The sequence below is a fragment of the Streptomyces sp. genome, assembly GCF_035563135.1.
Taxonomy (GTDB): Bacteria; Actinomycetota; Actinomycetes; order Streptomycetales; family Streptomycetaceae; genus Streptomyces.
On record NZ_DATMVN010000032.1, the window covers coordinates 1 to 2,557 of the forward strand.

Genomic DNA, 2,557 nt, shown 5'->3' on the forward strand with positions numbered 1-2,557 from the left:
CTCTCCCGGTGCGGCCTCGAACCGTTCGACGCCGAGGCTGAACGTCTTCGCCGCGTACTGCGCCACCACAGTCGGGGGATAAGAGATCGTGGGACGGCGTGTTCCGCGTGGTACGGCGATGTGCACGGCGCTGGGGATGTCGTCGATCAGCTCGTGCATAGCCAGGGCGGACTCTCCGCACAGGACAGCGCGAGGCGCCCGCATACACACGGCCAGTAGGTCTGCGTATGCGGTCTCTGGCGCGGCTGTCTGCCGGTACACGCCACGGGAGAGTTCGTCGATCTCTCCTTCGGTGACCAGGTAGGCCAAATCGCGAGCGGAGAGCAGGGCGCGACGCGCCTGCGCGGTCGTGAACGTCGGAGAGAGGCCTGCCAGCCGCTGCTCCAGGCGCGAGATTTCCGCAGCACTCATGTATTGAATGATACCCCTCCGATGGGGAATGGGGATCGATTTAATACATGCAGATGGCGGGGGTGGAGTTCCCGTTGTTGGCTATATGTCGCGAACCTGCAGGTCAGACGCCCATGCAGGGGGGATTTCCCAGGGACTTTGCAGGGACTTTCACGTCTGTCCCAGGGAGGTTCCAGGGACTTTCCGCCGCGTAAGCAGGGAAGGCCCTGACAGCGCTGAAAGACACGAACGCGCTGGTCAGGGCCCATCTGCCTAGCACTCGATGATGTTCACCGCGAGGCCGCCGCGCGCGGTCTCCTTGTACTTCACGCTCATGTCCGCGCCGGTGTCCTTCATGGTCTTGATGACCTTGTCCAGCGAGACCTTGTGGCTGCCGTCGCCCCGCAGCGCCATCCTGGCCGCCGTCACGGCCTTGACCGCCGCCATGCCGTTGCGCTCGATGCACGGGATCTGGACCAGGCCACCGACCGGGTCGCAGGTCAGTCCCAGGTTGTGCTCCATGCCGATCTCGGCGGCGTTCTCCACCTGCTCGGGAGAGCCGCCCAGGACCTCGGCGAGGGCGCCGGCGGCCATCGAGCAGGCGGAGCCGACCTCGCCCTGGCAGCCGACCTCCGCGCCGGAGATGGAGGCGTTCTCCTTGAAGAGCATGCCGATGGCACCGGCGGCCAGCAGGAAGCGGACCACGTCGTCGTCCTTCTCCGCCTCGGTGCAGCCGCCCGCCGCGAAGTTCATGTAGTAGTGCAGGACGGCGGGGATGATGCCCGCCGCACCGTTGGTGGGGGCGGTGACGACGCGGCCGCCGGCGGCGTTCTCCTCGTTGACGGCCATCGCGTAGAGGGTGATCCACTCCATCGCGAGCGTCTGCGGGTCGCCCTCGGCCCGCAGCTGCCTCGCCGAGTTCGCGGCGCGGCGGCGGACCTTCAGGCCGCCGGGCAGGATGCCCTCGCGGGACATGCCCCGTGCGACGCAGGCCTGCATGACGCGCCAGATCTCCAGCAGACCGGCCCGGATCTCGTCCTCGGTCCGCCAGGCCTTCTCGTTCTCCAGCATCAGGGAGGAGATGGACAGGCCGGTCTCCCGGGTGAGCCTCAGCAGCTCGTCGCCGGTGCGGAAGGGGTGCTTCAGGACGGTGTCGTCCGGGACGATGGGGTTCTCGCCGTCCACGGCGTCCTCGTCGACGACGAAGCCGCCGCCCACCGAGTAGTACGTCTTCTCCAGGAGCGGGGCGCCCTCCCGGTCGTACGCGAGGACCGTCATCCCGTTGGCGTGGTAGGGCAGGGCCTTGCGCCGGTGCAGGACCAGCTGCTCGTCGGCGTCGAAGGGGATCTCGTGCATGCCGAGGAGATCGATGCGGCCCGAGGTGCGGATCTCCTCGACGCGGGCGTCGGCGCCCTCGACGTCCACCGTGCGGGGCGACTCGCCCTCCAGGCCCAGCAGGACGGCCTTGGGTGTGCCGTGCCCATGGCCGGTGGCGCCGAGCGAGCCGTACAGCTCGGCGCGTATCGACGCGGTGTGGGCCAGCAGGCCCTCGTTCTTGAGCCGGCGGGCGAACATGCGGGCCGCGCGCATCGGGCCGACCGTGTGGGAGCTGGACGGGCCGATACCGACGGAGAAGAGGTCGAAGACCGAGAGGGCCACGGGGGTACTCCTAAGGCGTTGGTGGACGTCGTTGTCCGCCGGTGGTGCGGGACGGGCCGGGTGGGCCCGGGAGCGCGGGGCAAAGGGATGGGGGCACCGGGCTCACTGGGTTCAGTGTGCGCGGTGCCCCCACCCTGTGTGCAAATTGCGGGTGACTACTTGATGCCGGGGTACAGCGGGAACTTCTCGGCCAGCGCGGTCACGCGGGCCTTGAGGGCGTCGGCGTCGTACGCCGGCTTCAGTGCGGCCGCGATGATCTCGGCGACCTCGGTGAAGTCCTCGGCCTGGAAGCCGCGGGTGGCCAGGGCCGGCGTACCGATGCGCAGGCCCGAGGTGACCATCGGGGGCCGCGGGTCGTTCGGGACGGCGTTCCGGTTGACCGTGATGCCCAGCTCGTGGAGCCGGTCCTCGGCCTGCTGGCCGTCCAGATCCGACTCCCGCAGGTCGACCAGCGCCAGGTGCACGTCCGTGCCGCCGGTGAGCACGTTGACGCCGGCGGACAAGAGCT

At 69.0% G+C, this 2,557-nt stretch carries 2 protein-coding genes and 1 pseudogene; all 3 read right to left on the reverse strand.

Translation table 11 applies throughout. From position 1 onward, the window contains the following. On the reverse strand, nucleotides 1-411 hold a 411-nt coding region (locus tag VN520_RS01585; RefSeq protein WP_325745002.1), incomplete at its 3' end, for a type IV toxin-antitoxin system AbiEi family antitoxin domain-containing protein. 252 nt (nucleotides 412-663) lie between these two features. Continuing rightward, on the reverse strand, nucleotides 664-2,049 hold the full coding sequence (locus tag VN520_RS01590; protein ID WP_325745003.1) for an L-serine ammonia-lyase: 1,386 nt from the start codon (nucleotides 2,047-2,049) through the stop codon (nucleotides 664-666). 155 nt (nucleotides 2,050-2,204) lie between these two features. Further along, a pseudogene (locus VN520_RS01595) lies at nucleotides 2,205-2,557 on the reverse strand (serine hydroxymethyltransferase); the annotation flags it as partial.